Raw genomic sequence first — 23,142 nt, forward strand, 5'->3', positions numbered from 1 at the left:
AGCCCTCAGCCCGCCTTGGCCTTCTTGCCCCTGTTGCGCAGCACATGGGCGAAATCGGCATTGTAGAGATCGCTGTCGCGGAACTCTGTCTTGCCGAACACCGGGCCGACCAGCACCAGCGCCGTCCGCGTGATCTTTGCCGCGCGCACCTGCGCCTTCATCTCGGCCAGCGTGGTGCGGATATAGAGTTCGTCCGGCCAGGTCGCGCGATAGGCGATCACCACGGGACAGTCCACGCCGTAGTGCGGCTCCAGCGCCCGGCGGATGTAATCGAGATTGCGGATCGACAGATGGATAGCGAGCGTCGCGCCCGACTGGCCGAGGACGTCAAGCTGCTCGCCCTCGGGCATGGACGACGCTTTCATGCCAGTGCGCGTCGCGATCACGGTCTGGGCGATTTCGGGCAGGGTCAACTCGGTCTTCAGCGCAGCCGCGGCAGCCGCGAACGCAGGCACGCCGGGCACCACTTCATAAGGGATCGACAGCGCCTCCAGCCGCCGCATCTGTTCGGCCGTCGCGCCATAGATGGACGGATCGCCCGAATGCACGCGCGCCACGTCCTTCCCCTCTGCATGGGCCGCTTCGATCTCGGCGACGATCTGGTCGAGATGCATAGGCGCCGTGTCGAGGACACGCGCGCCCTCCGGGGCGGCCGCAACGATCTCGGGCGGCACCAGCGATCCGGCATATAGGCAGACCGGGCAGCGTTCGATCAGCCTCAGCCCGCGTACGGTGATCAGATCGGGCGCGCCCGGCCCCGCGCCGATGAAATGGACGGTCATTGGCCGATGTCTCCTGCAATCTGCGTGCCGCGCTTGCCCGCATAGCCGCGCGGCGTATAGGCCCAACGGCGCCCGTCGCCCGTGCCGACCGTGCGCGTATCGGACGAGCCGACGATCACCACGGTCAGCATGTCCACATCGTCCACCTGCAATTCGGCGAGCGGCACCATGCGCACGGCTTCGCCGGGGCGCCCCAGATTGGTCGCCAGGATGACCGGCGTATCCGCCGGCCGATGATGCAGCAGTTCGTCGCGCGCCCAGGCAAGCTGGGTGCGCCGCTTCTTCGAGACGGGATTGTAGAAGGCGACGACGAAATCGCCCTCGCCCGCCGCGCGCACCCGGCGCTGAATGTCCTCCCACGGCGTCAGAAGGTCCGACAGCGAGATGGTGCAGAAATCATGGCCGAGCGGCGCGCCGGCGCGCGCCGCCGCACCCTGAAGAGCCGAGATGCCGGGCGCGACATCAATGCCGATGCGCGTCGCGCCGTCGCTCAGTCCGCCCCGGTCGAGCAGTTCGAAGACCAGTGTCGCCATCGCATAGATGCCCGCATCGCCGGAGCAGACCAGCGCCACGTCGCGGCCCTGCCCGGCCAGTTCCATCGCGTGGCGGACGCGATCCTCCTCGCGGCCAAGATCGAAATCGTGCCGCGCCTTGCCATCCGCCAGCGTGCCGAGCAGGTCCAGATAGAGCGAATAGCCCACCAGATCGCTCGCACGGCGCACCATGGCCGTGACCTCGGGCGACCGCCAGCCATCTCCCCCCGGCCCGATACCGACCACGGCCAGATGGCCCCTCGCCCGCCCCGGCAAATGGCCCGGCGTGAAAGGTTCCGGCGCCCTGCCGACCGCACACGTCGCCCGCGCGCTCTTGCGCTTCTCGATCACGAGTGCGCCATCCGGCCCCGCCGCCGCCAGCGCCGCACCCTCGGCCACGCCATGGCAGCCAACCTCGGCAAAGACGATGTCGGAGGGATTGGCCAGGCGCGGCGTCTCCGCGTCGAGCGTGGCCGCGTCGAAGAACCGCGCCGGAACGCCGAAATGGCCGGCCACCGCGTGCACCGCCGCCTCGTCCGCCTTCACATCGAGCGAGACGATCACGCCCACCGAGGCTTCTGCAAAGCCGGCCCCGGCAAGTGTAGCGCGCGCCAGCGACAGGGCTTCGTCGGGATCGCAGCCGCGCTCGCAGCCGATTCCCAGCGCCAGATGCCTTGGATGATAGACGAGCCGGTCGGCGGCACTCGGATCGGCGTTGTCGGTGACGGCGATGCGTCGGTCGGCATCGGCCGCGATCGGCAGGCCGGAGCCCGTCAGCCAGTCCGTCGCGCCGTCCAGCGCCACGCTGTGACCCGCCACCAGATCGGCCATGAACCCGGCTGCATGCGCCGGGTTGGCCAGCACATAACCCTCGGGCGGCGCATCGAGCGCGACGCCGAACCGGACATCGCCCGCCGTCGTGATCGCGGCCTTGATGCCGAGCGCATCGGCCGCCTTGCGCGCCAGATCGTTGGCGCCGCGATGCCCGCCCAGAAGCGGCACGACCGCACTGCCATCGTCGGCAATGGCGATCACCGGCGGCTCCGCCTTCTTGTCCGCAAGCACCGGTGCCAGCAGCCGCACCAGCGCCCCGGCGGCCATCACCGCGACAAGCGGCCGGCTATCGCGGTAAAGCGCGCGCAGATGATCGCCCGCATCGTCGAAAAGCAGATCGGCCCTGTCGGCGCGCACGCGCTTGCGCGCGCCATGCACCGCGCCGCCGACAGATTCGGCAACCCTGCGCGCGACCGGCAACCCCGCTTCGCTCAGGGCCACAATGACGGGTTCTGACGCGCTCAAGAGCCTGTCTCCAGCACCGGCGACGGCCAGGCCTCGTCGCCCTTGTAGACGAGGATCATCGAGAAATAGGGCGCCGCATCGCCCGGCATGTCGTCGAGCCGGGCCAGCTTCTGGGTCTCGAGCGTCAGCCGCTCGGCATAGCAGCTTTGCGCGGTCAGCCCGCAGCGGTCGAGCAGCGCCCTCATGCGGCCGAGATGCCGTCCGACCTTGATTATCGCGGCGGCATCGCACGCGGCAAGCTGCGCTTCGATCCGGTCATCGCCGAGCGGCGCCGGGATCACGCTGAACACCTCGTTGCGTGCCGCCAGCGGCCGGGCGATAGCCGCCCCGCCCGCCATCACCGAGGACACACCCGGTACGATCTCAAACGGATAGCGGTCCGACAGGCGCTGGAACAGATACATGAACGAGCCGAAAAAGAACGGGTCTCCCTCGCACAGGACCGCCACGTCGCGGCCGGCATCGAGGTGGGCGGCGATCTCGACAGCCGCGGCGTCATAGACCTCGGCCGCCGGAAAACGCTCGGTGCGCATCGGCACGCGGATCGGGATCTCGACATGATCGGCACGGATGCAGCCGGCGACGATGGATCGGGCGAAGCTGTCGCCATCGCCCGGCGCCGGCCAGGCGATCACCGGAACCCCGGTCAAAAGCCGCCAGGCGCGTAGCGTGATCAGGTCGGGCGCGCCGGGGCCGACGCCGACGCCGTAGAGCGTGCCCGTCGTCATGGCTTCTTGACCCACGACCATTGCGTGACCGGCATGGCCGGCTTCCAGCCCTCGAACGGGCCGACCGGCGACGCGGTCTCCACCGATATGCGCTGCAATTCGCCGGAGAACTGGCCATAGGCCGCCTGCAATACCGCTTCGCTCTCCAGCGTCACCGCATGGGCGACGAGCCGGCCCAGCGGCTTGAGCGCGACCATGCAGGCGCCGATCGTCTGCCGCGACACGCCGCCGCCGACGAACACCGCATCGGGCGGGTCCAGCGCTTCAAGCGCAGCCGGCGCCTCGCCGTCGACCAGTTCGAGCTTGGGCGTGCCGAGCGTCAGCGCGTTTTGTGCCGCCATCGCACGCCGCTCGGCCTTGGGTTCGATGCCGATCGCACGCGCTTCGGGCGCCGCGCGCATCCATTCGATGCCGATCGAGCCGCACCCCGCGCCCACATCCCACAAAAGCGCGCCCCGATGCGGCGCCAGCTTGGCCAGCGCCAGTGCCCGCGCGGTGCGCTTGGTCATCTTGCCGTCATGGGCAAAGGCATCGTCCGGCAGGCCCGTGCGCGGATGGATCACCGCATCCGGCCCGGCAATGCATTCGATGGCAAGCGTATGAAAATCCGGCACGCCCTTCGGCGGATGCTCGGCGGAACCATGCATGATTGCCTCGTCCGGACCGCCCATCGCGGCGAGCGCCGTCATGGTCGAGGCGCCATAGCCGCGCTCGGCCAGAAGCGCCGCGATGGTACCGGGCGATGTCGCATCCTTGGTCAGGACCAGCAGCCGCGATCCCGGCGCGAAGAACGGCACGATCTGTTCCGCCGCCCTTCCGTGCACGGTCAGCGTCTCGACATCGGGGATCGACCAGCCCATGCGGCAGGCGGCAAGCTGGAACGCCGACAATTGCGGGTGAAAGACGATCTCGGACGCATCGATCGCCTTCAGAAGCCGCGCGCCGACCGAGTACCAGAGCGGATCGCCGGTCACGAGCACGGCGACCCGCTTGCCCTTCTGCCCGCGGATCGTCTCGATCATCGCGTCGAACGGCGACGGCCAGGAAATCCGCTGGGCCAGATTGTTGAAGATCAGATCATGATGCCGGTCGCCGCCGATGATCACCTCGGCATCCTCGACCAGGCGCCGCGCCGCCGGCGACAGCCCGTCCATGCCATCCTCGCCGATGCCGATCACCTGCAGCCACGCGCGTCCGGACGTTTGATCGCTCATGTCGCAAGCCCGCCGGCCAGCCCGTTGACCGCGGCTTGCGCCATCGCCGTGCCGCCGCGCTTGCCGCAAAGCGTCAGATAACCCATGCCGCGCGGGTCGCGCACCAGTTCATCCTTGCTTTCGGCGGCGCCGACGAACCCGACCGGAAACGCGATCACCGCGGCTGGCCGGCCCACGGCACCCCGGTCGATCAGTTCCATGAGCCGGAACAGGGTCGTCGGCGCATTGCCGATCGCCATGACCTGGCCTTCCAGCCGGTCACCCCACAGATCGACCTGTGCGCCGGCGCGGGTCATCTTGTGCTGCCTTGCATGGGCTGCAACGTCCGGCGCCGATATCCGGCAATGCAACGCGCAGCCATCGGGCAGAAGGTGCCGCATGACGCCATGGCGCAGCGTTTCCACATCGCAATAGATGTCCGCACCCGCATCCAGCGCCGCGCGCGTCCGCTCGACCATGTCGTCGCTGAAGCGCAGATCGTCGAGCACGTCGGGCATGCCGCAGGCATGAACGATGCGCGTGGCGACGGGACGGATGTCCTCGGGCAGCGCCGCAAGCGCATCGATCCGCGAAATCTCCGCGAACGAGCGCTCATAGATGGCCTCGGGCGCCCGGACATAGTCGATCATCGGCCCGCCTTCGCCTGATCCATGCTCTTGGGGCCAAGCGGATGATCCGCCTGCGGATAGGGATGGTGATGATGGTCATGGCGATGATCGTGGCCGTGATCGTGGTCATGACCGTGCGCGTGGCTGTGGGAATGATCGTGGCTGTGCACCGGCGTCCAGGGCAGGCCATGCTCCTTGCAGAACGCTTCGTCACGGCACCGCGCATCGCAATCGCCATTGCACGGACAGTTCTCCGGCGCGCCGCCGACCCCTTCGACGTGATGATGGTGGCTTTCCTGCGCCAGCCCCACTTCCGCCTCGAACCCCAGAACCTGTTCGCGATATTTGCACATCTGGCAGTTCATGTTGTTGGTGCCTTCGACGATCTCGCGTACCCGCTCGACCATCGTGTCGATCACCAACCCATGATCGTTCAGATAGCCCGCCTTGATGAACTCGATCTCCGGATGAGCGGCAGCCACCGCATCGGTATGGCTGTAGATGCGCTTGACCAGAACGCCGGTGAACAGGAAATAGGGAAAGACGACAATGCGCCGGTAGCCGAGCTTGGCCGCATGGTCGAGCGCCGGCTGGACGAGCGGGAACGTCACGCCCGAATAGGCTGTCTCTCCCCAGCCGAACCCCATGCCTTCCCAGAGCATGCGCATGACCTTGGCGACGTTGGAGTTGGCGTCGGGGTCCGACGCGCCACGGCCGACGACGACCAGCATCGTGTCGTGCAGCGGATCGCCCTTTTGCCAGCCATGGGCGGCAAGCGCTTCTTCGATCCGCGCGCCGGCGGCCCGGATCATGCGCAGATCGATGCCCAGTTCGCGGCCGTAATCGACAACGATGTCGCGGTTCTGCGCCTGATAGGTGTTCAGAACCGACGGGATGTCGTTCTTGGCGTGACCGGCGGCGAACAGCATGCCCGGCACGGCGAGCACATGGTTGACGCCGCGCGCCTTGAGCGCGTCGAGCCCCTGATGGATCACCGGGTTGGCGAATTCCAGATAACCGTAATCGACCGGCGTGTCGGGAAAGCGCTCGCGCATCCGCTCAGCAAGCCGGGCGAACTGGCCGACCGCATTCTGGTTGCGGCTGCCATGGCCGCAGATCATGATGCCGTAGCGCTTGCCCGCGGGGGCACCTTCGAACATCAGCGGTTGCGCCGCAAGACGGCGCGATAGCCGAGAACCAGCGCGCCGGCGACGACCAGCAGCGCGGCGGCGGCCGCGCCCCAGCCGAGCCAGTGCGTATGGCCGGCCACTTCCTCGACGTGGCCCGGATGGCCGAATGCGGCGGTGGCGGCAAGCGAAAATGCGGCGGCGAGGGGCAGGCGGATGCGGGTCATGGATCGGTCTCCTGTCGGTTCGAGCGTTCGTCACCAACAGGTCCGACCCGGCACCGAGCGACGGGCGATCCACGCGGCAGTCCCGCCCTGGCGCTCCCGGATTGGGTCGGCGCGGACGGACACCGTTCGGCCACGCACGCGTGGCACTGCCGGCAACGGCGCGACGTTAGGGTCAAGCACCGTGCCGGTCAATCGGCGCGGCGGCACAGATCACGCCAAATGCGCCATCACTCGGCGGTGGGCGTGCCCTTGAGATCGAAGTCGAGCATGTCGGCGGTGCGTTCCAGAAGCCGCATTTCCTTCTGGTCGATCGCATGGTCCGCTTCGGCGATGGCGATCATGTGGTCGAGCAGCGCCTTGCGGCGCTCCAGCGGCAGATCGAGAAACACCGCCGAGGATTGGATGTCGCTGGTCTCGTAGGCATAATCGTGAAGATACTGGTAGACACCGTCCATCGCCTCCGGATCGAGCCCGAACGCCTCGCTGCAGATGCGTTTGAACGTATCAAGCTCCTCGCCGGTGACGGTGCCATCGGCGAGGATCATGCGGAACAAGAGCAGCAGTTCGGCCGTCAGCGCCGGGTCGCTCGCCACCAGCCGCACATTGCGCTCGCGGTCCAGCATGGACCGGATCGTGTCGATTATTCCCCCTGCCATCGCCCCCTCCAACTCGGCACATCGCATAGTTTACCGGGATTCGCCGCAAGGCCCAACGCCGTTCACGAAAAACGCCCTGCCCGATAGGGCACGGGATCGAAGTCCGGCGATTGGCCGGTCATCATTGCGGCCACCAGACGGCCCGCAACGGGACCGAGCGTGAAGCCCTGATGGCCATGGCCGAAATTCAGCCAAAGGCCCGGCAGTCCCGGCGCCTCGCCCATCACCGGCAGCATGTCGGGAAAGACCGGCCGCGCTCCCATCCAGGCTTCGTCGTCGACCGCTTCGTCCAGATCGAACAGCGCGCGGGCGTGGGGCATCGCCCGGTCCAGTTGCACCGGCGTCGGCGGCGCATCGTGCCGGGCGAACTCGGCGCCCGAGGTCACGCGCACACCGCGCGCCATCGGCGCCATGACGAATCCATGTTCGTCGTCGACAATGGTGCGCGTCAGATAGCCGTTTCCGGCCGGCGCGTAATGGCGGTGATAGCCGCGCTTGATGCCCATCGGCAGATTGAGACCGAGCGGCTCGAGCAACGCTTTCGACCAGGGCCCGGCGGCAAGAACGGCGGCCCCGGCCGCAACCGGGCCATGGTCGGTTTCGACACGCCACCCGTCCCCGTCGCGCCCCAGTCCGGCCACGTTGCGCTCGACGGTTTCGCCGCCGAGCCGTTCGAACAGGCGGGCATAGGCGCCGGTCAGGGCGCCCGGGTCCGAACAGGTCCACGGGTCTTCATAATGGACGGCGCCGGCCAGCCGGTCGGTCTTCAGATGCGGCTCGAGCGCAGCAAGCGCCGCTGCGTCGGGCGTCGAGACGGACAGGCCCAACCCTTCAAGCTCGGCCAGTTCGCCGGCAACCGCGCGCAGCGCCGCGTCCGATCGGAACACGCGCAGCCAGCCCTTTTTCGCGATGAGCTCTTCCGCACCTGCCTCGGCCGCAAGATCGGCATGGGCGTCGAGGCAACCGCCGAAGAGCGGAATGTTGGCTTCATAGGTGCGCCGCGCCGATCCGGGATTCGAAGCCCGGAAGTAGCGCCACAGGAACGGCGCGACCGCCGGCAGCGACGACAGGTGATAATGCGCTTCGGTGCGCCGGTTCAGCGCGTAGGCGATCAGTTTCGAAAGGCTGCGCGGGAACAGGTAGGGGTGAACGCCCTCGCGCTGAATCACGCCGGCATTGCCGAAGCTCGTCTCCCGGCCCGGCGCCCGGCGGTCGATCAGCACCACATCGGCGCCTCGCCGAGCCAGGGCAATCGCCGTCGAGACGCCGACCATGCCTGCGCCGATGACGGCGACGTCGGCCTTCACGACACGACTACCGGGTGATGATTGTGCAAATCAGTTGGCGCCCGCAGATGTTCGGCCCGCCTCGTCCGGACCCTGCTCCAAAACACGCAATATGTCGTCACGCGTCGACGCATCGTCCACCGGCATGCCGAGAAGCTTCATGCCCCGCAACAATTGCTGGCGCGACAATTGCTGCGCTAATCCCGGCGTCAAAAGGACATGTCTGATCGACTTGCGCGAACTTGTCTTCTCAGCCACAGCGTTTTCCATCATTCACCCTGCTGTTCTTCGGGCGGCCCGTTGAAACCAAGGTCCGTACTAAAATAGGTGTCGTAGATAGCATTGACAAGTTCGGGATACCCGCCCGGCAATTGCTCAAGACGCAACTCATCGATGATAAGGTCGAGATAGCGGACGCCTGCCGTCACCGACGCGCTGTTGGGTTGCCCGTCCGGCCCGCTTGCAAGGATAAGGTCGAGTGCCTCCTTGTAGCGCTGCAAATACCACCGGCGCAATTCGTTCAAGCGTCGTTCCTCGGCGATGGCCCGCGAACGATCGGCAATCGTGGCGCGCCATATGGCAAGCGCGAATCCGCCGACCGCGGTCGCGATCAGGGCAAATGTCCGCACATGATCGAGCGTCACGTCCGGAAGCGCCGTCAGGCCCGCAAGCACGCCGATACAGATGGCAATGACGAGCATGATCATTGCGATCACGAACTCGACCCAATATCGGTCTGCCGAGCCCGAAGGCCGGGCCATGCGTCCGGCGGGATCGACCAAGCCTACCACTCCACCCCGATCTGCGCTTTGACGCCGGAGCGGAACGGATGCTTGACCAGTTCCATTTCGGTGACGAGGTCGGCGAGATCGATCAGCTCGTCCTTGGCGTTGCGTCCGGTCAGAACGACATGGGTCATGGGCGGCTTTTCCTCCCGCAGGAACTCGACCACCTCCTCAACCGGCACATAGTCATAGCGCATGGCGATGTTGATCTCGTCGAGCAGCACCATCTTGTTGTCCGGATCGCGGATCAGCTCCTTCGCCTTCTTCCAAGCCGCGCGCGCCATCTCGATGTCGCGCTTCTTGTCCTGGGTTTCCCAGGTGAACCCCTCGCCCATCGTGTAAAATTCGCACAGTTCGCCGAAATGGCGACCGATCAGGTCGCGCTCGCCGGTCTCCATGCCGCCCTTGATGAACTGGACCACCGCGCATTTACGGCCATGGGCGATGTGCCGGAAGATCATGCCGAAGGCCGCCGTCGACTTGCCCTTGCCCTTGCCGGTATGGACGATGACCAGCCCCTTCTCGTCGGTCTTGGTGGCCATGATCTTGTCGCGCGCCGCCTTCTTCTTGGCCATCTTGGCATTATGGCGGACAGCATCGTCCTCGTGATCGTCAACCTGGTTCATGGTCACTCATCCTCGTGCTTGGGCAAGTCGTCGACCACATTCAGCCATGCAACGCGTTCGTTCCAGAAATCGTGCCGCCCGGCCACGAAATCGGAATGGTCGTCGAGGCTGGTGGTGTACAGATGGACTTCCCCGGGCTTGCCGTCCCATTCATAGGCAACAGGCGAGCCGCAGGTCCGGCAAAACCGGCGCATGACATTGGGCGACGAGCGATAGGCGCCCGGCTCGTCGCCGGTGAAAGAAAACCCGTCCCTTGGAACGGCGAAAAAGCTGGTGACCGGCGACGACGTCGCGCGCCGGCAGCTCTCGCAATGACAATGCCCCGTCCAGATGATCTCGCCGGCAAAGGCGTAGCGCACCGCGCCGCAAAGGCAGCGTCCCGTCTTGCTTGTCATGGCGTCACGGTTCCTCCGGCGAGAGCCTCAAGATCAAACTGCGCCGAATTGGACTTCGGTGTCCACAGGCCCCGTGCAATCGCTTCGGCGAGGCGGTTGGCCATCTCGGCCAGCGCATCGGGGTTCTTGTCCGCAATGAAGCTGCGCACCTCGTCGTCGACCAGATAGGCCTGGTAGACGGCGTCGAAATGATGGTCGCGAACCGCGCCAGTTGTGGCCGCAAAGGCGAACATGTAATCGACCGTCGCCGCCATCTCGAACGCGCCCTTGTAGCCGTGGCGCATCACGCCGGCGATCCATTTGGGATTGACGACGCGGGCGCGCACCACCCGGCCGATCTCGTCTTCAAGGGTACGGATGACCGGGCGCTCGGGCCGGGAATGGTCGTTGTGATAGACCGCCGGGCGACTGCCCGTCAGTGTCTCGACAGCCGCTGTCATGCCGCCCTCGAACTGGTAGTAATCGTCTGAATCCAGCAGATCGTGCTCGCGATTGTCCTGATTCTGGACGACAGCCTCGAGCGACGACAGGCGCGTTTCGAAAAGGCCGCGCTCGCGCGCTCCTTCCGCCCCGGCGCCATAGGCATAAGAGCCCCAGACCAGATAGGCTTCTGCCAGGTCGGCCTTGTCGTTCCAGCCCTTTTCGTCGATCAGCGCCTGCAGCCCCGCGCCGTAGGCGCCGGGCTTGGAGCCGAACACGCGAAAGCCCGCGCGGCGGTCCGCTTCCGCGTCGGTGATGCCCTCCGCAACCAGTTTTGCGCGTTCTGCCCGCATCCGCGCTCCGATCGGATTATCGGCTTCGTCTTCGCCGAGCGCGCCCACAGCGCGCACGGCCTTGTCGAAAAGCGCGATCTGGTCGGGAAAGGCATCGCGGAAGAAACCGGAAATGCGCAGCGTGACGTCGACGCGCGGCCGGCCGAGCTTTGCCAGCGGGATGATCTCGTAGCCGGTCAGGCGCCGCGACGCACCGTCCCAGACCGGCTTGGCGCCGATCAGCGCCAACGCCTGGGCGATGTCGTCGCCGCCCGTGCGCATGTTCGAGGTGCCCCATGCGGTGAGCCCCAGCGACGTGGGCCACTCGCCATGGTCCTGCACGTGGCGCGTAACCAGAAGGTCGGCGGACTTGCGGCCCAGTTCCCACGCGGTTTCCGTGGGGACGGAGCGGCTGTCGACGGAAAAGAAGTTGCGGCCTGTCGGCAAGACGTCCGGCCGCCCGCGCGTCGGCGCGCCGGACGGGCCGGGCGCGACGAAACGTCCGTCGAGCGCGGTCAGCATGCCCTCGATCTCGGCCGGCCCGCAGGCGGTGACCGAAGGTTGCAGCGCAAAACGTACATGGTCGAGGGCACCGCGCGTCCGTGCCCAATCGGCGGGGCAGTCGATCTCGCCTCCGACCAGCTTCGCGGCGAGCAGCTCGATCCGCTCCACCGTGTCGCCATTGGTCCGCCATGGATCGTCGGACAGTGTTCGCAGAATGTCAGATTTTGGCCCGCGCCAAGGCTCTCCCATGGCGCAATCGAGCGGGTCGAAGGTCGCAGCTTCCACCTCCCCCTTGAGGGGAGGTCGGCGAGCCGCAGGCGAGCCGGGTGGGGGTTTGCCACCGATTTTACCCCCACCCGGATCAGCGTCGCTGCGCTCGCTTCTCCGACCTCCCCTCAAGGGGGAGGTTTGGGGCGAACGCACCAGATCCGCATCGGCCGCGATCGCCCGATGAAGGCTGTCCTGATCGGCCGATGGGACCCTTGCCAGCGCCACGGTCAGATCGGTCAGAAGCCGGCCTTCCGGCGCTTTGCCGAAGACATGCAGCCCGTCGCGAATCTGCATCTCTTTCAGATCGCACAGATAGGCGTCGAGCTTTTCGAGCGCCGCATCGTCGGTCTCATCCGCCCCGATGCCCGCGTCATGGTCGAGCCCGATGTCACGCACGAGATCGAGAATGCGCGTCTTCAACAGCCGCAGCCGGCGCGGATCGTTGCCCGCCGCCTCGTAATATTCGTCGACCAGCGCTTCGAGGTCCTTGAGCGGACCGTAGCTCTCGGCACGTGTCAAAGGCGGGGTCAGATGATCGATGATCACCGCCGATGTCCGGCGCTTGGCCTGGCTCCCCTCGCCCGGATCGTTGACGATGAACGGATAGATGTGCGGCACGGGGCCGAGTGCCGCTTCCGGAAAACAGGTCTGCGACAGTGCCAGCGCCTTGCCCGGCAGCCATTCCAGATTGCCATGCTTGCCCATATGGGCGATGGCATGGACACCGGCCTGCCGGCGCAGGAAGGCGTAAAATGCCAGATAACCGTGCGGCGGCACGAGATCCGGCGAGTGGTAGCTTTCCTTGGGATCGATATTGTAGCCGCGCGCCGGCTGGATGCCGACAAACGCATTGCCAAAGCGTGTCAGCGGCAGCGCGAATTCTCCGTCCACAAAGAACGGATCGTCCTCCGGCGCGCCCCAGCGCTCGGTGACTTGAATCTGATTCTCAACCGGAAGCGTTTCGAAGAAGGTCTTGTATTCGCTCAAGGAAATCGTCTCGCGGAACTCCCGGCCTTCCGTTGCCGCATTGGTCGGCCCGGCCTTGAGATGGTCGATCAGCGCATCGCCATCGGCGGGAAAATCGCCGACATCGTAACCCGCCCCTTTCATCGCCCTGAGCACTTCCACCGTGCCCGCCGGCGTGTCGAGGCCGACACCGTTGGCAAGCCGCCCGTCCCGGTTGGGATAGTTGGCGAGCACCAGCGCGACGCGCCGTTCGGCCGGCTGCGTGCGCCTGAGCCGCGCCCAGTTGGCGGCAAGATCGGCGACGAAACCGACCCTGTCGGCGACCGGCCTGTGCCGGACGATGTTGCATTGCGTCGCCTCGTCGAACGTCTCGGCGGCCTTGAACGCCACTGCCCGCGACAGGACGCGGCCATCGACTTCGGGCAGCGCGACATTCATGGCCAGATCCCGTGCGCCAAGCCCCTGGCTGGACTCGGTCCAAGTCTCTGCGGAACCGCCGGCCAGCACCGCCTGCAGCACGGGAGCGCCGGTCGCTTCGAGAACGGTCGGCACCCGCTCCGCGCCCGGCGTCGAGACTGCAAAACCGGTCATGTTGACGACGATGTCCGGCGGGTCTGTCTCGAACAGCCGCGCGACCGTCGCCGCCGACACCTCGTCCTTGAGGCTGGACACGAAGATCGGCGTCACCGCCATGCCGCGTGCCGCAAGCGCCTCGGCCATCGCTTCGACCAGCGCCGTCTGGCCGGACTGGACCAGCGCCCGGTAGAAGATGATGGCGGCGCGGCCCTGCACGCTTTTTTGGGGAGGGTCGACGCGCGGCGTCGGGTCGGACATCGCTTCGAAGCCACCCCCCTCTGTCCCTTCGGGACATCTCCCCCACATGGGGGGAGGACGAGGACCTGCCTCGACTTCAGTGTTTTGCCCGACGATGCGTGAGCCGACCGACGATGAAGCGAACCCACTCTCCCCCCTTGTGGGGGAGATGTTGGCGAAGTCAACAGAGGGGGGTATGTCCAACACCCCTGCCTTCAATAGCGGCACGGCCTCGGTGGCGACCGCGCGCCCCGCGACCAGATCGTGGCACGCATCGAGAAACCCGCGCGCATTGGCCGGGCCGCCTTCGCGCAGCAGCGCCCAGAGCCGTGTCCGGTCCTGGGCACCCACCGTGCAATAGGGATCGAGCTGCGGGTCGGGGCGGTCGTCGCCAGGCAGCAGCGCCAGCGCGAAGCCGTGCCGGTCCGCCGCCGCACGCAGCGCTTCGACCGCATAGCCCCAATAGGATTGCCCGCCCAGAAGCCGCGCAACGACCAATCTGGCATGCCGGCCGGTGCGCTCGATCCACGTGTCGACGCTCATTGCATGGCGAAGCTGCATCAGATTGACGAGGCGCAGCGACGATGCGCCGCCGCGCGCGGCATGAGCCGCCGCAAGGCTCGCAAGCTCCGTGTCCGCCGCCGACAGGACGCAGATGTCGCCGGGCGTCTGGCCGAGATCGACCGCTTCGTCCTCGCCCTCGCCGACCGAACCCTTCTGTGCCAGCAGCAGATGCATTCAGCCATGCACCCCCGATAGCATCCACACCCCCCTTTGTCGGCCATGCCGACATCTCCCCCACAAGGGGGGAGAGTGGATGCCAAACCGAGCCACTTGCGCCTGCTCTCCCCCCTTGTGGGGGAGATGTCCCGGAGGGACAGAGGGCGGTGTGCCAAAAACCCTGGTCACTCGGCCGCCGCCACGGTTGGCAGCGTCGCCGCCGCAATCGCCGCTTCGATCGCGGATCGCTCCATGCCGTGCAGTCCGATGACGACCAGCCGCGTTGACGGCGTTTCGTCCGGCGCCCAGGGCCGGTCGAAATAGGTGTCGATGCGCCCGCCGACCGCTTGGATGACCAGCCGCATCGGTTTGCCCGGCACGGCGCAAAAGCCCTTTAGGCGCAAAATGTCATGATCGGCGATCACGCTTTTCAGCCCGCCGACGAACCCCTCCGGATTGCCCACCGCGCCGGTCTCGACGACGAAACTGTCGAAATCGTCGTGATCATGATCGTGCGCGTGACCGTCCGCATGGTGCATCTCATGATGCGATTTGCGCATGCCGATATGATCCTCGGCCGCCGCCCCAAGGCCGAGCAGCACCGCGACCGGCAGATCGCCGTGGCTCGCATGGATCACCTTGAGCGGCCGGTCGACCTGTCCGGCCACGTTTGAGCGCACCGCCTCGAGACGCGCTTCATCCACGAGGTCCGCCTTGTTGAGCACCACCATGTCGGCGGCGCGGATCTGGTCTTCGAACAGTTCCTCAAGCGGGCTTTCATGATCGAGGCTGTCATCGGCGGCGCGCTGCGCATCGAGGGCGTCATGGTCGCTCGCAAAGCGCCCTTCGGCGACGGCGGCCGCATCGATCACGGTCACCACGCCGTCGACGGTCACCTGCGTCTTGATGTCCGGCCAGTTGAAGGCCGCCACCAGCGGCTGCGGCAGCGCCAGCCCGGACGTCTCGATGACGATATGATCGGGCCGGTTCTCGCGTTCGAGCAGCGCGGTCATGGTCGGCACGAAATCGTCGGCCACCGTGCAGCAGATGCAGCCATTGGTGAGTTCGACAATGTCGTCCTCGGTGCAGGTTTCGATGCCGCAGCCTTTCAGCACGTCGCCATCGACGCCCAGATCGCCGAACTCGTTGATGATCAGCGCGATCCGCTTGCCGCCGGCATTCTGCAGCATGTTGCGGATCATCGTCGTCTTGCCGGCGCCCAGAAATCCGGTGATCACCGTGGCCGGTATCTTCGCGTTGAGCATGTCTCACCCCTTGAGTGTCAGCGGCAGCCCGGCTGCCAGAAAATGGACCGTGTCGGCATGGGCGGCGATCTCCTGGTTCAGCCGCCCGGCATGATCGCGGAAGTCGCGCGCCATCTTGTTGTCCGGCACGATGCCCAGGCCCACCTCGTTGGCAACCAGCACGACCGGACACGCGCACGCGCCAAGCGCGTCGAGCAGTGCAAACGACCGCGCGCGGATGTCGGCTTCGGCGAGCATCAGGTTCGTGACCCAGAGCGTCAGGCAATCGACCAGCACCGCCTGACCTGCAATCGCCTCCCGCAACAGCACGGATTCGAGCGCGTCATGCTCTTCGACAAGCCGCCATTCGGCGCCGCGCCGCGCCCGGTGATGGACGATCCGCTCGCGCATTTCCTCATCGAAAATCTGGGCCGTGGCGACATAGACGGGGTCAAGGCCCGAGCCGGCGACGAGGCGCTCGGCAAACCCCGACTTGCCCGAGCGCGCGCCGCCGAGCACCAGTGTCACACCGTCCCTGAGAGCCGGTTCGCCGGTCAAATGTCAGCCTCGCCCGTTGCGGGACCGGCGTTCGGGTGAACAGTGCCGTCGCGGTGGGCCGCAGGAGGATCGCATTGATCCGCATGGGGTCGCGCAGCGCCTGTCCGGGAACGCCCGCCCCGTGAGGTTTCGTTGCGATCGGCAGGTCTCCTGGCTCATGGCGACCGGGCAGTGCCCGGATCGGAGCGCCCCGCCTTCCCGGATTTCTCCAGTGGCCGCCGCACGAAGCGGCGATGGACGTCCGCGCCATTCTACAGTCGCGGGGTCGGCTGCGATGAGGGCGCCCTGTTTGGGTCCGCCCGCCGCATTCCCTTTTCATCCGCCGCACATATGCTTGGCGGAACCGGTCATCGGCACGACGTTAGGCGGCGCGGCAAATCAAAGTCAACGCAAATCGGAACGGCATCGCACCGGCCGTGCCGCCTCCAGCAACGCATCGGCGGCAACCACCGTTTCCAGTTCGTCGGCGATCGCATCCACGGCGGCCTCGATCCGCGCGCGATGGTCGACCGCCTCGGCTCCAATTCCGAAACCGGCCAGAAAGGCGCGCCGGAACCCGCCCGCGTCGAACAGGCCGTGCAGATAGGTGCCCATCACCCGGCCGTCGGCGGAGATCGCGCCATCGGGACGGCCGTCGATGATCGCGACCGGACGCGCGCAATCGGGACCGATGGTTTCGCCCAGATGGATTTCATAACCCGTCAGCGGCACATCGTGCACGACGGACCGGGCCGACGCGTTGCGGACGGTCTTGGCCGGATGCATCACCGTCTCGATGTCCAGAAGACCCAGACCCTCGGCCTCGCCCGGCGCGCCTTCGATGCCCTTCGGGTCGCGCACCACACGGCCCAGCATCTGATAGCCACCGCAGAGCCCCACCACATGGCCGCCACGCCGCGCATGGTCGACGATCTGCCGGCGCCAGCCATTCCGGTCGAGCGCCTTGAGATCGGAGACGGTGGACTTGCTTCCCGGAATGACGATCAGATGCGCATCGCCGGGAATCGGATCGCCCGGCGGCACCATGACGACATTGACGCCCTCTTCGGCGGCCAGCGGGTCGAGATCGTCGAAATTGGCGATCCGCCCAAGCAGCGGCACGGCGACCTTGACGGCGCCGGAACGGTTCGCGCCGCCGAACATTTCGACACCGACCGAATCCTCGGCCGGCAGACGCCTTGCATCGGCCAACCATGGCACGACCCCGAAAGAGGGCCAGCCGGTGAAATCGGTGATCGCCGCCAACCCGTCATCGAACAGCGACACGTCACCCCGGAATTTGTTGATCAGATAGCCGACGACCATCGCCCGGTCCTCGGGCGAAAGGATCGCGTGGGTCCCGGCCAGCGATGCGATCACCCCGCCCCGGTCGATGTCGCCGATCAGGACGACCGGAACGCCGGCGCGCGTCGCAAAGCCCATATTGGCGATGTCGCCGGCGCGCAGATTGATTTCGGCGGGCGAACCGGCGCCCTCGACCAGAACCAGATCGGCCTCGGCGGCGATGGTCCGGAAACTGTGCAGCACCGCATCGAGCAATTGCGGCTTCTTGCGCTTGTAGTCGGCGCCGCGCGCCGTGCCGGCCACCTTGCCATGCACGACGATCTGGCTGCCCGTGTCGCTCTGCGGCTTGAGCAGCACCGGGTTCATGTGCACCGAGGGTGGCACGCCGCAGGCCAGCGCCTGCAGCCATTGCGCGCGGCCGATCTCGCCGCCATCGTCGGCGACCGCCGCATTGTTGGACATGTTCTGCGGCTTGAACGGACGAACGGCCAGGCCGCGCCGGGCATAAAGGCGGCAGAGCCCGGCGACCAGCACCGACTTGCCGACATCCGAGCCTGTTCCCTGAAACATCAGCGCGCGCGTCATCGGCCTTGGTTAGACCGGTTGGGGCGGCGTTGAAAAGCGGTTTCGCCGATCGCGCGGCAAGAGGCTTTGGCGCAATGAAAAACCGCGTCGATCGTCATGATCGTCCGCGGCTTTGCATCACACCACACACATCCCCGAAACGCCGGGGAAAACAGGAGCTCCGGTACGCAGTACCTGATCCGGAGGCCGTGAGGCCGTGTTGTCGCCTCGGGACACAGCTTTAGGGGAACAACGTTACCAGCAGGTTGATGAGACCTTAGCAAAAGCTGAACATCGGTCTTTTCGGCGCCGTTCCGGCAAGAAAATTGCCCGCTCCGACCCGTGGAATTTTGGGGGGACTGCTCTTTTTTGCAGATGGGCGGCGCATGGCCTGCGGCAATTTCCGTGTTCAGATCGGCCGCCGAACGGTCTATAGTGCGCCATGGTCAATAAACCGAAACGGTCCGGCTAATGCGGCTGCAGCGAATGCTCCTGACCGGCTTTGTGGCGCTGGCGCTGACGGCCTGCACCAGCACCGCCTCCAACGTGACCACCGAATATTATCTGGTTTCGGGCACGACGAGCGAGGCCCTTGACCGCGACATCCGCCGCAAGGGACCGATGCAGGGCCATGCGCTGGCCGTCGCGGCGATCCGTTTTGTGCCGGTGTCCGTCCAGCAGGACCAGACCGATGCGGGCTGCGCCTTTACGGAGGCCCTGTTCCGGATCGATGCCAACATCACCTTGCCGCGCTGGAAGGAGCGGGCGACGAGCCGCGATCGCGAACTGCGCGCGGCCTGGGATTCGCTGGCCCGCTATGCCAGGGCCCATGAGGATATGCATGTTCAGATCGCCGAACGCTATGCCCGGGAGCTGGGCAAGGCGATCGAGGCGCTGCCGCCGCGCGAGAGCTGCGAGGCGCTCGACAAATCCGCCGAGCGCGTCGTCAAGCGCATGGCGCGCCGGCACCAGGCCGAACAGCTCGCCTTCGACCGTGCCGAACATGAACGGCTCGAACAGCTTCTTCGGAAGGCCAGCAACGGCGACAGCTGATCAGCGCTGCGGCGCGGTGCGCTTGCGGCCATCGGCGCGCAGGCGACGATAATTGGCCCGGACACGCCGCGCATGCGGTTCGATGCTCGCATCGGCCAGATCGGTCAGCGAGCGCGACAGCCGATCCGGATCGGGCATGGCACCGGAGAAGGCGTCGATCCAGAAAAGTGCAGCCGAGCGGGCCATTTCCGCCTGCGCGGCCCCATAGCTCTCGACGACAGCCGCCGCCTTCTCGAACACGGCCCGATGCCCTTCGGGCCGCCCGCGGCGGGCGGAGAATTGCGGCGTCGACAGTTCCCACAAGACCATGGGCAGACGCATCGCCATGACCATCGGCGACAGCATCAAAAGCTCGGCGCCGGGGGGCAGCCGGTCGTAAAAGGCCTTCGAGGCCACCATGTGCCGGATCGGCCGCCTGCCGCGCCCCTTGCGTGCCTGTGTCATCTGATGCCTTTCATTGTGCGCTGCACCATAGCATAGTGCAGCGCACAACAACAGCGAAAATCCGGAACGCGACCGGGCTCAGCGCAGGTCCTTTGCAGCCTTGTCGAGCGCGGCGCGAATCCGGTCGACGGCCGTGTCGATCGTCTCCCGCGTCCAGATCAGCGGCGGCGACAGAATCATCGTGTCCATCACCGCGCGCATCATCAGACCGCCCTCGATCGCGTGATCGCGGACAACGGACGCGGCATGCCCCTCGGGCTCGAAGCGGGCGCGCGTGTCGCGGTCCTTGACGATCTCGATGCCGGCCAGGAGGCCGAACGTGCGCACCTCGCCGACCAGCGGATGATCGCCGATCCCGGCCGTCAGCGCTTCGCCCAGATAGGGGCCGGTGTCCTCGCGCACCCGGTCGATCAGCCCCTCGCGCTCGATGATCTCGAGGTTGGCCAGCGCCACCGCGCAGGCCACAGGATGACCCGAATAGGTGTAGCCGTGATAGAACTCGCCGCCCTTGTCGACCAGCGTCTTGGCAATCCGGTCGCCGACCAGCAGTGCCGACAGGGGCTGATAGCCCGATGTCAGGCCCTTGGCCGTTGTGATCGTGTCCGGCGCGATGTCCATCGACTGGGCCGCGAACCATTCTCCCGTGCGGCCATAGCCCGTGATCACCTCGTCCAGCATCAGGAGCACGTCGTACCTGTCGCAGATGCGCTGGATTTCCGGCCAGTAGCTGGCCGGCGGGATCTTCACGCCGCCCGCGCCCTGGATTGGCTCGCCGATGAAGGCGGCGACATTGTCCGGACCGGCCTCGACGATCGCGTCCTCGACGGCCTTGGCCGCGCGCAGTCCGAAATCGTGATCGCTCTCGCCCGGTTCGGCCAGTTCGAACGCGTAGGGGCACATGACATGGCGGATGTTCGGCACCGCGCCATAAAGCTGCTCGTGCATCGCCGCCATGCCGCCGAGCGATGTCGCCGCGATGGTCGAGCCGTGATAGGCCCAGTCGCGCGAGATGACGATATTCTTCTCCGGCCGGCCTTCCAGCGCCCAGTAATGGCGCACCAGCCTGAGCGCGGTATCGTTGGCCTCCGATCCGGACGAACCGAAAAAGACCTGGTTGATGTGGTCGGGCGCGATCCGCGCCAGCCGGTCGGCGAGCAGCGCCGGCGTCGGCGTCGTGCAGCGGAAGAAGGAATTGTAGTAGGGCAACTCCTCCAGCTGCGCGGTGGCCGCGTCCACCAGCTCCTTTCGGCCATAGCCGGCATTGACGCACCAAAGGCCCGCCATCGCGTCGAGGATCTCGTTGCCCAGCGCGTCATAGACATAAGGACCGTCGGCGCGGGTGATGATGCGGCTGCCCGCCGCGCGCAGGTCGGCATGGTCGGTGAAGGGGTGCAGATGGTGCGCGGCATCCATCGCCTGCATCTGCTCGCGGGAAAAGTTCTGATAGCTCATGGAAATGCTCCTGTCGGATGTGATCGTGGCCCGTTGCGGGCCGGCGGGATCAGCGTCCGGCAGGCGGCGAATAGCCGATGCGCGCGCACAGCATCAGCAGGTCGAAATGCAGCGAATGGCTGGTTTCCAGAACGGTCATGACGCCATGCTACCGGCCAGAAGGGGTGGTGATCAACCCGTATCGTCCATGCCGGGCGGCCGGGTCCATACCCCTTACGGACGGGCCGGCGCCTGCGGCAGGCGCAGCACATTGGCGACCGACGCGCCAAGCGTGTTCCAGTCGTCGGCCGCCGCCTCCAGCGCGCGGGCGTCGGACCGGCCGAGCGATGTGCGTACCCGCTCCGCATCGCGGATCATCGCGATCACCAGCGGCGAGGAGGCAAAGCGCGTATGTTCGCCGCGCAGGTCGCGGCCGCCCACCGTGGTCAGGTCGATCACCGCGATGCCCAGCCGGTTGAGCTCGTCCACATCCGATCCGCTGCCGACCCGGGGCGCTCCGCCGCGCAGGCGCGACGACGCCCGCAGCGCCGGATCGCGGCGCGACACGAAGATCAGCCATGCCGGCGGTTTGGGCGCGATGGCGTGGTATTGCCGCTTGAACAGATCGACATCGATGTCGGGCGAGGCAAGGACGACGACGCCGATGCGGCCCAGCGTTTCGGTGTCGCCCGTCAGGCTGAGCTGCCGCAGCGCCTCCATGACCAGAACGCCGCCCATCGAATGGCCCATCACCGCGACCTCTGTCGCCGCGCTGCGGGCGACGATGCGCAGCGTCTCGACCAGATCGTCGCGGGCGATCTGCGCGCTTTCTCGGTCGAACAGATAGGCCGGCGGCATGCCCGCCGACGCCCATGAGAAATTGACCGACGTGCCGGGCACCTCGAAATCGTGCGCGATCTGTGCCTGCAGGAACACGCCCTCGGCAAAATCGGTGTTGTAGCCGTGCACGAAGACGAAGACGCCGCGCTCATCGGCGGGCTGCGCCGAAATCCGCTCGTTCAGCCGCTCTTCGAACGCCGTGCGGTCGAGACCGGTCTCGACACCGGCCGCGACGAAATCGCGGCGGGGATCCACATTGCGGCGCGGATAGTTCAGATCGCCCGGTTCCCGGTCGGGCGGGATCGAGACCCGCACATCGGCAAACGACAGCGCGGCCGAACGCGAGGTCGCATAGCCGAGCGCGCCCTCCGCCGACGGCGCCCGGGTGGTGGCGACCAGCAGCGGTTCGATCACCGCGCCTTCGGGCACGGCCGAAACCGGGGCGAACGATGTCGGGCCGGTCGCGCAGCCCGCGACGGCCAGGGCAGTGACGGCCAAAATGACATTGCGGCAAAGCACGCTGCGACCCCGCTCCGATACCGCGGGCGACCATAGTGCCCTGCCCCGCGCCTGCAAGTTACAAATGGGTCACACGCCCGGACACCAGCAGGCGCGCGTCATCCTCGCCGTGGCCTCGCAGGGCCGGTGCATGAAAGGCTGGAACAACGGGCGATCCGGAAAGCTTGCAGGCGATTTGAAAGTGGCGTTTGGAGCCTTTCCGCAGCATTATAGATGCTGCGGGGCCAAACGCGCTTGAGGGTTCATCACCCAGCCCCGCACCTCTGCGGCACCAGCCACGCCACCGTCCCTCTCCCGAACAGCCGGGGCATATCCGGGCTCCACGAAAGGGATCGCAGGAAGGATAAGGGCGGGCGGAGGATGGGGGATAAGTCTTTTTGGGGTGAACGTCGGCTTTGAGCCCAGTGTGAAGGATGCTGCGAACTACATGAACGACTGATATCGGGGTGGGCGGGGTTGTTCTCAACGTCTGAATTCGACTTACAATCGTTGCAGACGAGATACGCGCAAGATGGATTGAATCTTGCGCGCAGCCGTCGGATCAGCCTGTAATCGCCATCGCCATAACCAGTAAGCCACCCAAGCTTGCAATCCAGGCAAAGGTGCGCAGATACGGGACGCCGGTCAGATAAAGCGGCACGTAAATGATCCGTGCGCAAACGAAGATAATCGCGCCGAGCGCAGCACCGTCGGCAGCTTGCAACAGGAGAGCCAATGGAATGAACAGAATCATGGCCTCGGTTACATTGGCCAATGCGCGGTCGGCGCGGCCACAGACGAGGGATGCCTCCGGCATTTCGTCACGCGATTTCATCGCTTCCGGACTCCCTTTGAAGCGAAATGCGACTGGCAGCAGGGTTTGGACGAAGTAGAGGCCCAAGGCCATCAGAATCCAAAAGGTCATGTGTCATGCT

Annotated in this window: 23 protein-coding genes and 1 riboswitch; of the genes, 1 reads left to right on the top strand and 22 read right to left on the bottom strand. The window is 66.4% G+C overall.

What is annotated here, in order from left to right; translation table 11 throughout:
* Positions 1 to 5: 5 nt before the first annotated feature.
* The 17 genes from cobM to ACOQOU_RS04055 form a co-directional block, all read right to left on the bottom strand.
* Positions 6 to 782 carry a precorrin-4 C(11)-methyltransferase gene (gene cobM / locus ACOQOU_RS03975; RefSeq protein WP_306025790.1) on the bottom strand — a complete coding sequence of 259 codons (777 nt, stop codon included), beginning with the start codon at positions 780 to 782 and terminating at the stop codon, positions 6 to 8.
* Positions 779 to 2,614, bottom strand: a complete 1,836-nt coding sequence (gene cobJ / locus ACOQOU_RS03980) for a precorrin-3B C(17)-methyltransferase (protein WP_306025789.1) — start codon at positions 2,612 to 2,614, stop codon at positions 779 to 781. The genes cobM and cobJ overlap by 4 nt, the downstream gene beginning before the upstream one ends.
* A complete protein-coding gene (gene cobI, locus ACOQOU_RS03985) occupies positions 2,611 to 3,342 on the bottom strand; it encodes a precorrin-2 C(20)-methyltransferase (RefSeq protein WP_306025788.1) in 732 nt (243 codons plus the stop codon). Before cobI ends, cobJ begins: the two co-directional genes overlap by 4 nt.
* On the bottom strand, positions 3,339 to 4,556 hold the full coding sequence (cbiE, locus tag ACOQOU_RS03990) for a precorrin-6y C5,15-methyltransferase (decarboxylating) subunit CbiE (RefSeq protein ID WP_306025787.1): 1,218 nt from the start codon (positions 4,554 to 4,556) through the stop codon (positions 3,339 to 3,341). The genes cobI and cbiE overlap by 4 nt, the downstream gene beginning before the upstream one ends.
* Positions 4,553 to 5,185 carry a precorrin-8X methylmutase gene (locus ACOQOU_RS03995; protein WP_306025786.1) on the bottom strand — a complete coding sequence of 211 codons (633 nt, stop codon included), beginning with the start codon at positions 5,183 to 5,185 and terminating at the stop codon, positions 4,553 to 4,555. The genes cbiE and ACOQOU_RS03995 overlap by 4 nt, the downstream gene beginning before the upstream one ends.
* Positions 5,182 to 6,324, bottom strand: a complete 1,143-nt coding sequence (locus tag ACOQOU_RS04000; protein ID WP_306025785.1) for a sirohydrochlorin chelatase — start codon at positions 6,322 to 6,324, stop codon at positions 5,182 to 5,184. Before ACOQOU_RS04000 ends, ACOQOU_RS03995 begins: the two co-directional genes overlap by 4 nt.
* Positions 6,324 to 6,518: a DUF6732 family protein gene (locus ACOQOU_RS04005; RefSeq protein WP_109766312.1), complete on the bottom strand. Its 195-nt coding sequence runs from the start codon at positions 6,516 to 6,518 to the stop codon at positions 6,324 to 6,326. The genes ACOQOU_RS04000 and ACOQOU_RS04005 overlap by 1 nt, the downstream gene beginning before the upstream one ends.
* A gap of 227 nt (positions 6,519 to 6,745) precedes the next feature.
* Positions 6,746 to 7,174: a TerB family tellurite resistance protein gene (locus tag ACOQOU_RS04010; RefSeq protein ID WP_109766313.1), complete on the bottom strand. Its 429-nt coding sequence runs from the start codon at positions 7,172 to 7,174 to the stop codon at positions 6,746 to 6,748.
* Positions 7,175 to 7,236: 62 nt separating this feature from the next.
* Positions 7,237 to 8,481, bottom strand: coding sequence for an NAD(P)/FAD-dependent oxidoreductase (locus ACOQOU_RS04015; RefSeq protein ID WP_245412919.1), 1,245 nt, complete (start codon positions 8,479 to 8,481; stop codon positions 7,237 to 7,239).
* A gap of 30 nt (positions 8,482 to 8,511) precedes the next feature.
* The gene (locus ACOQOU_RS04020) at positions 8,512 to 8,718 is read right to left on the bottom strand and encodes a hypothetical protein (RefSeq protein ID WP_147393328.1); all 207 of its coding nucleotides are present in this window, start codon (positions 8,716 to 8,718) and stop codon (positions 8,512 to 8,514) included.
* Between the two features lie 11 nt (positions 8,719 to 8,729).
* Positions 8,730 to 9,242: a hypothetical protein gene (locus ACOQOU_RS04025; RefSeq protein WP_109766315.1), complete on the bottom strand. Its 513-nt coding sequence runs from the start codon at positions 9,240 to 9,242 to the stop codon at positions 8,730 to 8,732.
* A 2-nt stretch (positions 9,243 to 9,244) separates the two neighbouring features.
* Positions 9,245 to 9,871, bottom strand: a complete 627-nt coding sequence (gene cobO / locus ACOQOU_RS04030; protein ID WP_306025783.1) for a cob(I)yrinic acid a,c-diamide adenosyltransferase — start codon at positions 9,869 to 9,871, stop codon at positions 9,245 to 9,247.
* A 2-nt stretch (positions 9,872 to 9,873) separates the two neighbouring features.
* On the bottom strand, positions 9,874 to 10,266 hold the full coding sequence (locus tag ACOQOU_RS04035; protein WP_306025782.1) for a GFA family protein: 393 nt from the start codon (positions 10,264 to 10,266) through the stop codon (positions 9,874 to 9,876).
* A complete protein-coding gene (gene cobN, locus ACOQOU_RS04040) occupies positions 10,263 to 14,309 on the bottom strand; it encodes a cobaltochelatase subunit CobN (protein ID WP_306025781.1) in 4,047 nt (1,348 codons plus the stop codon). Before cobN ends, ACOQOU_RS04035 begins: the two co-directional genes overlap by 4 nt.
* A gap of 167 nt (positions 14,310 to 14,476) precedes the next feature.
* The gene (cobW, locus tag ACOQOU_RS04045) at positions 14,477 to 15,556 is read right to left on the bottom strand and encodes a cobalamin biosynthesis protein CobW (protein WP_306025780.1); all 1,080 of its coding nucleotides are present in this window, start codon (positions 15,554 to 15,556) and stop codon (positions 14,477 to 14,479) included.
* A 3-nt stretch (positions 15,557 to 15,559) separates the two neighbouring features.
* Positions 15,560 to 16,093, bottom strand: coding sequence for a bifunctional adenosylcobinamide kinase/adenosylcobinamide-phosphate guanylyltransferase (gene cobU, locus ACOQOU_RS04050; protein WP_306025779.1), 534 nt, complete (start codon positions 16,091 to 16,093; stop codon positions 15,560 to 15,562).
* Positions 16,094 to 16,215: 122 nt separating this feature from the next.
* A riboswitch (cobalamin riboswitch) is annotated at positions 16,216 to 16,456 on the bottom strand.
* 21 nt (positions 16,457 to 16,477) lie between these two features.
* Complete coding sequence (locus tag ACOQOU_RS04055; RefSeq protein WP_306025778.1) at positions 16,478 to 17,962, bottom strand: cobyric acid synthase; 1,485 nt, start codon at positions 17,960 to 17,962, stop codon at positions 16,478 to 16,480.
* A 450-nt stretch (positions 17,963 to 18,412) separates the two neighbouring features.
* Between ACOQOU_RS04055 and ACOQOU_RS04060 the strand changes: the two genes are divergently transcribed.
* Complete coding sequence (locus ACOQOU_RS04060) at positions 18,413 to 18,994, top strand: DUF922 domain-containing protein (protein WP_306025777.1); 582 nt, start codon at positions 18,413 to 18,415, stop codon at positions 18,992 to 18,994.
* Here ACOQOU_RS04060 and ACOQOU_RS04065 read toward each other — a convergent pair whose 3' ends face one another.
* The 5 genes from ACOQOU_RS04065 to ACOQOU_RS04085 all read right to left on the bottom strand — a co-directional run bounded on the left by ACOQOU_RS04065 (position 18,995) and on the right by ACOQOU_RS04085 (position 23,132).
* Positions 18,995 to 19,438 (bottom strand): hypothetical protein, encoded by a 444-nt coding sequence (locus ACOQOU_RS04065; RefSeq protein WP_306025776.1) that lies wholly within the window; start codon positions 19,436 to 19,438, stop codon positions 18,995 to 18,997.
* Between the two features lie 78 nt (positions 19,439 to 19,516).
* Positions 19,517 to 20,890, bottom strand: a complete 1,374-nt coding sequence (locus tag ACOQOU_RS04070; protein WP_109766324.1) for an aspartate aminotransferase family protein — start codon at positions 20,888 to 20,890, stop codon at positions 19,517 to 19,519.
* 49 nt (positions 20,891 to 20,939) lie between these two features.
* Positions 20,940 to 21,029 (bottom strand): capsid protein, encoded by a 90-nt coding sequence (locus ACOQOU_RS04075; protein WP_109766325.1) that lies wholly within the window; start codon positions 21,027 to 21,029, stop codon positions 20,940 to 20,942.
* Positions 21,030 to 21,103: 74 nt separating this feature from the next.
* Entirely contained in the window at positions 21,104 to 22,207 is a 1,104-nt protein-coding gene (locus ACOQOU_RS04080) for an alpha/beta hydrolase (protein ID WP_306025775.1), read from the bottom strand.
* A 562-nt stretch (positions 22,208 to 22,769) separates the two neighbouring features.
* Complete coding sequence (locus ACOQOU_RS04085) at positions 22,770 to 23,132, bottom strand: MAPEG family protein (RefSeq protein ID WP_109766327.1); 363 nt, start codon at positions 23,130 to 23,132, stop codon at positions 22,770 to 22,772.
* Positions 23,133 to 23,142 lie beyond the last annotated feature (10 nt).

This window comes from Oceaniradius stylonematis (assembly GCF_965223445.1).
GTDB lineage: Bacteria > Pseudomonadota > Alphaproteobacteria > Rhizobiales > Rhizobiaceae > Roseitalea > Roseitalea stylonematis.

Excerpts from the sequence above, each read along its gene's own strand:
- ACOQOU_RS04075 (WP_109766325.1), bottom strand. The coding sequence starts at position 21,029 with ATGACCGTTCTGGAAACCAGCCATTCGCTGCATTTCGACCTGCTGATG.
- ACOQOU_RS04065 (WP_306025776.1), bottom strand. The coding sequence starts at position 19,438 with ATGACACAGGCACGCAAGGGGCGCGGCAGGCGGCCGATCCGGCACATG.
- cobM (WP_306025790.1), bottom strand. The coding sequence starts at position 782 with ATGACCGTCCATTTCATCGGCGCGGGGCCGGGCGCGCCCGATCTGATC.
- ACOQOU_RS04035 (WP_306025782.1), bottom strand. The coding sequence starts at position 10,266 with ATGACAAGCAAGACGGGACGCTGCCTTTGCGGCGCGGTGCGCTACGCC.
- ACOQOU_RS04085 (WP_109766327.1), bottom strand. The coding sequence starts at position 23,132 with ATGACCTTTTGGATTCTGATGGCCTTGGGCCTCTACTTCGTCCAAACC.
- ACOQOU_RS04070 (WP_109766324.1), bottom strand. The coding sequence starts at position 20,890 with ATGAGCTATCAGAACTTTTCCCGCGAGCAGATGCAGGCGATGGATGCC.
- cobW (WP_306025780.1), bottom strand. The coding sequence starts at position 15,556 with ATGCTCAACGCGAAGATACCGGCCACGGTGATCACCGGATTTCTGGGC.
- cobO (WP_306025783.1), bottom strand. The coding sequence starts at position 9,871 with ATGAACCAGGTTGACGATCACGAGGACGATGCTGTCCGCCATAATGCC.
- ACOQOU_RS03995 (WP_306025786.1), bottom strand. The coding sequence starts at position 5,185 with ATGATCGACTATGTCCGGGCGCCCGAGGCCATCTATGAGCGCTCGTTC.
- ACOQOU_RS04000 (WP_306025785.1), bottom strand. The coding sequence starts at position 6,324 with ATGTTCGAAGGTGCCCCCGCGGGCAAGCGCTACGGCATCATGATCTGC.
- cobI (WP_306025788.1), bottom strand. The coding sequence starts at position 3,342 with ATGACGACGGGCACGCTCTACGGCGTCGGCGTCGGCCCCGGCGCGCCC.
- ACOQOU_RS04055 (WP_306025778.1), bottom strand. The coding sequence starts at position 17,962 with ATGACGCGCGCGCTGATGTTTCAGGGAACAGGCTCGGATGTCGGCAAG.
- ACOQOU_RS04010 (WP_109766313.1), bottom strand. The coding sequence starts at position 7,174 with ATGGCAGGGGGAATAATCGACACGATCCGGTCCATGCTGGACCGCGAG.
- ACOQOU_RS04005 (WP_109766312.1), bottom strand. The coding sequence starts at position 6,518 with ATGACCCGCATCCGCCTGCCCCTCGCCGCCGCATTTTCGCTTGCCGCC.
- ACOQOU_RS04060 (WP_306025777.1), top strand. The coding sequence starts at position 18,413 with ATGCGGCTGCAGCGAATGCTCCTGACCGGCTTTGTGGCGCTGGCGCTG.
- cobN (WP_306025781.1), bottom strand. The coding sequence starts at position 14,309 with ATGCATCTGCTGCTGGCACAGAAGGGTTCGGTCGGCGAGGGCGAGGAC.
- cbiE (WP_306025787.1), bottom strand. The coding sequence starts at position 4,556 with ATGAGCGATCAAACGTCCGGACGCGCGTGGCTGCAGGTGATCGGCATC.